Source organism: Enterococcus cecorum (genome assembly GCF_052119425.1).
In the GTDB taxonomy this organism is placed as follows: domain Bacteria; phylum Bacillota; class Bacilli; order Lactobacillales; family Enterococcaceae; genus Enterococcus_E; species Enterococcus_E cecorum_C.
In genome coordinates this window covers 1-7340 of sequence record NZ_JBQKFH010000067.1, presented here as the reverse complement: position 1 = coordinate 7340, position 7340 = coordinate 1, and the positions used below count along the sequence as shown (strand labels likewise).

The window sequence follows — 7340 nt, the reverse complement described above, 5'->3', positions numbered from 1 at the left end:
TGTGCTTTATTTTTGTATTCACTTTCAAAAGATAAATAGAGATCTTTCCACTACTATCTAAATGGAAAGACCTCTATTTTTTCACATAGGGGCTACTTTTGGGTCAGCCCCGATTTTTTTATTTTTCTTCTAATTCGCTATCTTCAGAATCTAGGACATCAGTTTGCGTTTCATCATTCTGTTGTGACTCATTAACTGGTTCTTCACTAGCAACTTGTTCGATAAGATCCTCAATCTTGCCAACGACGATATCTTTTTCATCGTCTGTTTCATCTTCACTAGCTAAAGCCTCAAAGTCTAAAATAATATCTTCACCTTTTGGCTCAACATCCTCAGAAACAGCAACATCTGATAACTTGTTAGATAAGTCCAAATCTTGAACAGATTGTTTCACTTTATTGGTTAAATCTACTACTTGATCTTTTAAATCAGCATATAGTTCATTCGTAGTTACACCAGTTTTTTCTTTTAACAAATTAGCAATTTCTTCTGATTGTTTTGTTAATTGAATAGCCTTGGCTTGAGCTAATTTTTTAAAATCATCTGCCTTATCAACAACTTGATCATTATAATCTGCCGTTGAATCTAAAACATCATCCAATTGTTTAGCCAAACGAGCGCGTAATTCTTTTCCAGATTCAGGTGCTAATAATAAAGCTGTGATCGCTGCAGCACTACCACCAATTAATGCACCTAATAAAAAGCCGCTATTTTTACCCATGTCTATTCCTCCGTTTGTGTTTTATTTTTTTTCATATATTTTGCTGCTAACTGCCCAACACGTCCAACAATCGCAGTTTGTGCAGTCGCTTTTCCGATTGTTCCAACATGTGATACTAGATTACGACTAGCAAGATTCAAATCACTTACACTTTCGCTTAAATCAGCAACTGCCGTAAATAGTGGGTCAATAGTCGCTACTTTTTGATTAACATCTGCTAATAATTCATTGCTTTTAACTAGTAGTCCCTCTACTTCTCGAGACAAAATATCAGCATCTTTCGTAACGATTTGAATGGTGTGATTCGCCTCTTCCACCGTCTTTTCGACATTAGATATTACACGATTGGCTTTTTGTACCAACCGAATTAAGAAAAACATTAATCCAGCAAAAGCAATCGCAGCGATTAATGCAGCAATTTCAATACCATTCATTGTCTTCACTCCCCTATTTTTCTTCTTTTTTAGATTCTAGTTCATGTGCTAAATCAATAATGTATTGACGCAAACTGTCTTTAACTTCCGGATGCGTTAAACCATATTTAATACTTGTTTTTAAAAATCCAAATTTATCACCGACATCATAACGTGTTCCTTTGAATTCTCGTGCAAAGACTCTTTGGGTTTGGTTTAATGTATCAATTGCATCTGTTAATTGAATTTCATTACCTGCACCTGGTTTTTGATTTTCTAGTATTTCAAATATTTCGGGTGTCAATAGATAACGTCCAATAATTGCTAAATTACTTGGTGCTTCACTTGGCTGTGGTTTCTCAACAAAGTTTTTAACATTGTACAAGCCATCCACGACTTGATTTCCTGGATTGATAATGCCATATTTAGACGTATCTTCATGGTCTACTTCCATCACGGCAATGGTAGAAGCATGCGTACGTTCATAATCATCCATCAATTGCTTACTTAATGGTACTTTATCTTCCATCAAATCATCACCAAGCATGACTAAAAATGGTTCGTTACCAACAAAGGCTTTTGCTTGTAATACAGCATGACCAAGACCTTTTGGATGAGATTGACGAATAAAATGTAAGTTGACATCCGTTGTTTCTTCTACTAATTTTAGTAAATCATCTTTACCTTTTTCACGTAAATTTGTTTCTAATTCAATATTGGAATCAAAATGATCTTCAATTGGTCGTTTGGCTTTTCCTGTCACAATTAAAATGTCTTCAATACCAGATTTCAAAGCTTCTTCTACAATAAATTGAATCGTTGGTTTATCAACAATTGGCAACATTTCTTTCGCCATCGCCTTTGTTGCAGGTAAAAATCGAGTTCCTAGTCCTGCTGCTGGAATTACTGCTTTTCTTACTTTCATTTCAAACCCTACTTTCGATACAAATTTGAGAATTCATTTTCAACTTTACTATCACGTAGCATGATATCTTTAGCTACTGTTTTGATATCACGATTTTCATATAGTACTTGATAAATAGCTTGCGTAATTGGCATTTCAACTCCCAATTGTTGTGAAAGTTCCATTGCCGCATTGGTCGTCGCAACCCCTTCGACAATCATCCCCATATTGTCTAGTACTTCATCTAATTGATGGCCTTTACCTAATAAGTTACCAGCGCGCCAATTTCTTGAGTGAACACTGGTACAAGTAACGATTAAATCACCTACACCACTTAAACCGATAAAAGTTAATGGGTCTGCTCCCATCGCCACGCCTAGACGAGAAATCTCAGCTAAACCACGTGTCATAATCGCCGCTTTGGCATCATCACCAAAGCCTAACCCATGTAAAGCTCCGGCACCAATCGCAATAATATTTTTCAAGGCCGCTCCTGTTTCAACACCGATGACATCGGTATTTGTATAGATACGGAAATATTCATTGGTAAATAATTGTTGCACATATTTGGCAGCCTGTTCATTTTCACTTGCTGCCGTGATTGTCGTAATATCATGTACGGATACTTCTTCAGCATGACTTGGACCGGATAGCACAACTACGGCCTGACGATGTGCTTCCTCTATTTCCTCTAATAAGATTTCAGAAATGCGTTTATGTGTTTTTTGTTCTAATCCTTTTGATGCATGAATAATCACAGGTTGATTTTGACATACTCGATTAAATTGCTCGGCCACGGTTCTCATCGCTTTTGTCGGTACAACAAACAAAACAGCATCTGCATCTTTCACAGCTATGGCCAAATCTTTTTCCCCACGAATAGATGAAGGTAATTTTAGATTTGGTAAATAATGGCGATTCGTATGATAAGTATTAATTTCATCAATTTGAGCTGGGTTATTCCCCCAAATCACGACGTCATGACCATTTTCAGCCAATACTTGGGCAAGTGCACTCCCCCATGATCCTGGACCTAAGACTGTAATTTTCTGTTTCAAAAGAATTTCCTCCTTTAGATGATAAACTCGTTACTACCTAATGAACGTGTGTAATCTGAAATATTTTGTTTGCGACGATAATAACCAACCGCAAATGCCCCAACGAATAAAATAGCTGATAATAATTGTGAAACACGAATTGGACCAAACAAATATAGGCTGTCTGTACGCATGCCTTCAATAAAGAAACGTCCAAAACTATACCAGATACAATAACTTAGAGCAATTTCACCTTGTTTGAACATTGAGGTACGATATTTTCTTAATAAAATAATAATGACAAAGCCGGTTATACTCCATAATGATTCATACAAAAAAGTTGGTTGACGATAGAAACCATCAATATACATATTTTCGATGATAAATTTTGGAAGATGAAGCTGTTGTAAAAATTCTAGCGTGGTTTTTCCACCAAAAGCTTCATGGTTCATAAAGTTTCCCCATCTACCAATCGCCTGCGCCAACAAGACATTGGGGGCAGCAATATCTAAAAACTTCCAAATATCAATATAATTTTTATAGCAAAAATAAATTAACCAAGCACCACCAGCAATTAAACCACCATAAATAGCTAATCCACCGGCACGAATATTAAAAATTTGGATAGGGTCTGCCAGATATGGTTGGATATCGAAAATAATGTAGTAGATTCTTGCACCAACAAAAGCCAATGGTAAGCCAATAAGCATAAAATCATAGACATCATCAGCCTTCATGCCGACACGCTGGGCTTCACGTGAACTTAAATACATGGCTAAAATAATACTAGATACAATAATTAATGCATACCAATAAACAGGCAAGCCAAACAGTTCAAATGCAACACGATTCACTTGTGACAATATCAAAGACAACGCCCTACTTTCCTGAATTTTCAGCAATCAATAATGATAAACGTTCTTCAAATTTTTTCGTTGCATCAAATCCCATGGTCCGTGCTCTAAAGTTCATCGCAGCAACTTCAATAATAATTGCGACATTTCGACCAGTCTTAACAGGGATGCGAATTTGCGGAATAGCAACATCGCCAATTTCAACCGTGGCATTTTCAGAACCAAGGCGATCATATTTTTTATCTTTTTCCCATGCTTCTAAATAAACTGCTAATTGCACTTGCATCGAACCACGCACCGCACTCGCACCGAATAGATTCATGACATCAATAATGCCAATCCCACGAATTTCGATTAAATGCTCTAAAATTTTTGGTGGCTCACCAATTAATGTTAAGTCGTCTTGCTTGTAAACATCAACACGGTCATCTGCGATAAGTCGATGGCCACGTTTAATCAATTCTAGGGCTGTTTCACTTTTACCAATACCGCTACTACCTTGAATTAAGACACCTAAACCATAAACATCTACTAATACGCCATGAACACTTTCTCTGACAGCTAATTTACTATCTAAAAAACTAGATAATTGACCTAATAAGCGGGAAGTTGACACACTAGAACGTAAGACAGGGATTCCTGCTTCATCACCAGCTTGTATCAATTCTTTAGGCACTTCTAAACCGCGAGAGATAATAAAGGCTGGAATTTCTGGTGCACACATCCTGCGCATGACCATCAATCTCTCTTCTGGTAACATTCTTTGCGCAAAGGTAATTTCTTTACTACCAAATAGTTGAATTCGATTATATGAATAATATGTGAAGTAGCCAGTAAGCTCTAATCCAGGACGTGAAATATCACTAATTTTGATTTCTCTTTGTAAAGCTTCTTCATCACCAGTAATGATTTCTAATTGTATGGCATTTACTAAATCAATCACTTTGACTGTTTCACTCATAAATAACACCCTCTTTTCAAAACAATCTATACTCTTCTATTCTACCATTTGTTTCAGCTAATGACTACTTTATTCACAAGATTATTGAATTTTTTTCAAGTTTTTGTAATCATTTGCAAAAAAGAAAAAAGTACAAAAGCCAATTTATCCTAACTGGCTTTTGTACTTTCATTTAATCGGCGTGGTAGCTGTTGATGATAGTATTCACCACAGACATTATCACTGCCACAATGACGGCAGCTGAAAAACTAGTAAATGAAAAGTGGTTTTCACCTAAAATATTGGCAGTCATTACCAACATCATTGAATTAACAATAAAGGTAAATAACCCTAACGTTAAAATATTCAGTGGTAGTGTAAATAACAAAAGAATTGGTCTAACTATGATATTTAATATAGATAGTACAAAACTAGCTAACAAGGCTGTTTGAAAGGTATCTACATAAAGTAATTGAGGTAAAAACACTGTTATTCCAATAAAAGTGAGCATTGTTACAACTAGACGTGCAAAGTAACCCATTAAAAGTCACTCCAATCATCATCACTATCATCTTGTTCCAATGGCTTAACCTTTTTCACTGGCCTTTTGTGAATCACTTTTGTTTTTGATCTTTCGCCTAATGCCATTTTACCACTTGGATCTGGGATGATTAGAAAAGCAACAATATAAACTGGAATTACCGTACCATATCCAATAAATATTAAAATAACAAAAATTATTCGCAAAATTGTAGGATCAATATTAAAGAATTCACCAATACCACCTAGTACACCAGATACCACTCGATTATTGGCTGATTTCGTCAGTTTTTTCATTTATCTCCACACTCTCTGTTCCTATTTAATATATATGCTTCCTGTATTGCTACTCAAAGTCACTTTTGCTGTTGTATCGGCAACACGTCGAAGAGATAATTGATGATTCATTTTTTCATTTACTTCTTCAACTAATTCAATATTTTCCAAACGACTTTGAATAGAGCCAAAATTTGTCTTAGCTGATAATTCATAGCCCTTATTTTTTGGCAAAGCAACCTTAATATCACCATTTACTGAATTAACATTTAAAGCTTGCAAGCCATCATTTACAAAAGTTAACTTCACATCACCATTGATTAAATTAATTCTAGCAGTTTCTGGCGTGCTACCTACACGTACATCCCCATTGACAGTTTCAACAACGATATCATTGACATTACTATCTGTTACTTTGATATCCCCATTGGTTCCCTCTAATTCAATCATAGTGGCTGTTACGTCTTGAAATTCCATATCTCCGTTCGTTACTTTCACAAAGAAGTCTTTTCCTTGCAAATGATCAAAGGTTACATCTCCATTTAAGACACGTGCACTGATATAATCATAAGTCTTTTCAGGTAAGTATACCACTAAATCAGCCTTAATGCGTTTATTAGGTAGATGATAAATCAACTTATCTGAAGTCAATTCGATAGTCGATCTTTTCATCACCGCAGCAAGTGGATCAGATTCATCAAACTTACCATAAATCTTGATATCGGCTTTAATCTTAATATAGTCTTGATCATAAGTTCTAAAATCAATTGAACCATTCGCTAATTTAAAATCTAAAATCGTTGGTTGGCTTTCTTGGTAAGAAAATTCATGCTCAAAACTGGTCACTGCTAAACCAGGAACTTTAATACTTAGCTCCTTCCATTCTACATTATCTTCCACTGTTTGTGACACATTTTTAATTGATTTTTTGAAGAAACGTCCCAATTGTGCAGTGACATCGGATAATTTATCACTTACTTGAGAGAAGGTATCACTTGCTTGTTCCTTCCATGAATCACTTTCTGTTTGTGTATGTTGGTTTGCTTTATGATAGAATTTTTCATCAATTTTTGCTTCTAAAACTTGTTTTTCAGCCATTAATTTTGCAAGCTCATCTTGTAAAGTACGCTTTTGTTGTAATAACTCAGCCGATTCTTCAAGCTGTAATGTTTCATTTAATTCAATCAACTGAATATTGATTTCATCGATTTGATGTTCTAAATTCTCTAATTGTGTTAATTCATCAATTGCGTCCATTGAAGATTCATCATCTAATGAACGATCACTTGATGTAAACCAATCTTTTGGACTAATATCGTCTTCAGATGGTTTTACCCGTCCCCCAGTTTCTTTGGCAATATTTTCCAATAGAACTAATGCCTCTTCAGTAGAAATAACTCCTTGTTTCACTAAATCAAATATACGCTTTCTTTCGTTCATCGTTATTGCCTCCTAAATTTATATGTAGTCTCCTCTACATCTATTAGTATGCCAAAAACTTTGTACATTTACATAGGGCTAAAGTACCAATTTGCATAAAAACTACAAAGGGGCTGACCCATTAGTCCCTTTTGAATCCAAAAATCGAAGGCACCCGTGAAAGATGCCTTCGATTTTTGGATTTTTTGGATGAAATATAGAGGATTTTCCCCCTA

Annotated in this window: 9 protein-coding genes; all 9 read right to left on the bottom strand. The window is 35.4% G+C overall.

Going from position 1 to position 7340, the window contains the following annotated elements:
• Nucleotides 1-118: 118 nt before the first annotated feature.
• Nucleotides 119-721 carry a YtxH domain-containing protein gene (locus ACTQZM_RS11445; protein ID WP_113784283.1) on the bottom strand — a complete coding sequence of 201 codons (603 nt, stop codon included), beginning with the start codon at nt 719-721 and terminating at the stop codon, nt 119-121.
• A gap of 2 nt (nt 722-723) precedes the next feature.
• Nucleotides 724-1155, bottom strand: a complete 432-nt coding sequence (locus ACTQZM_RS11440; protein ID WP_113784282.1) for a DUF948 domain-containing protein — start codon at nt 1153-1155, stop codon at nt 724-726.
• Nucleotides 1156-1168: 13 nt separating this feature from the next.
• Nucleotides 1169-2059 carry a UTP--glucose-1-phosphate uridylyltransferase gene (gene galU / locus ACTQZM_RS11435; RefSeq protein WP_441653836.1) on the bottom strand — a complete coding sequence of 297 codons (891 nt, stop codon included), beginning with the start codon at nt 2057-2059 and terminating at the stop codon, nt 1169-1171.
• Between the two features lie 8 nt (nt 2060-2067).
• Nucleotides 2068-3096, bottom strand: coding sequence for an NAD(P)H-dependent glycerol-3-phosphate dehydrogenase (locus ACTQZM_RS11430; RefSeq protein WP_441653835.1), 1029 nt, complete (start codon nt 3094-3096; stop codon nt 2068-2070).
• A gap of 14 nt (nt 3097-3110) precedes the next feature.
• A complete protein-coding gene (lgt, locus tag ACTQZM_RS11425; protein ID WP_441653837.1) occupies nt 3111-3941 on the bottom strand; it encodes a prolipoprotein diacylglyceryl transferase in 831 nt (276 codons plus the stop codon).
• Nucleotides 3942-3954: 13 nt separating this feature from the next.
• Complete coding sequence (gene hprK / locus ACTQZM_RS11420; RefSeq protein ID WP_441653834.1) at nt 3955-4890, bottom strand: HPr(Ser) kinase/phosphatase; 936 nt, start codon at nt 4888-4890, stop codon at nt 3955-3957.
• Between the two features lie 172 nt (nt 4891-5062).
• Complete coding sequence (locus ACTQZM_RS11415) at nt 5063-5410, bottom strand: phage holin family protein (RefSeq protein WP_016251849.1); 348 nt, start codon at nt 5408-5410, stop codon at nt 5063-5065.
• Nucleotides 5410-5706: a PspC domain-containing protein gene (locus tag ACTQZM_RS11410; RefSeq protein WP_248624827.1), complete on the bottom strand. Its 297-nt coding sequence runs from the start codon at nt 5704-5706 to the stop codon at nt 5410-5412. Before ACTQZM_RS11410 ends, ACTQZM_RS11415 begins: the two co-directional genes overlap by 1 nt.
• Before the next feature lie 21 nt (nt 5707-5727).
• Nucleotides 5728-7125 carry a daptomycin-sensing surface protein LiaX gene (gene liaX, locus ACTQZM_RS11405; protein WP_248624829.1) on the bottom strand — a complete coding sequence of 466 codons (1398 nt, stop codon included), beginning with the start codon at nt 7123-7125 and terminating at the stop codon, nt 5728-5730.
• Nucleotides 7126-7340: the final 215 nt, after the last annotated feature.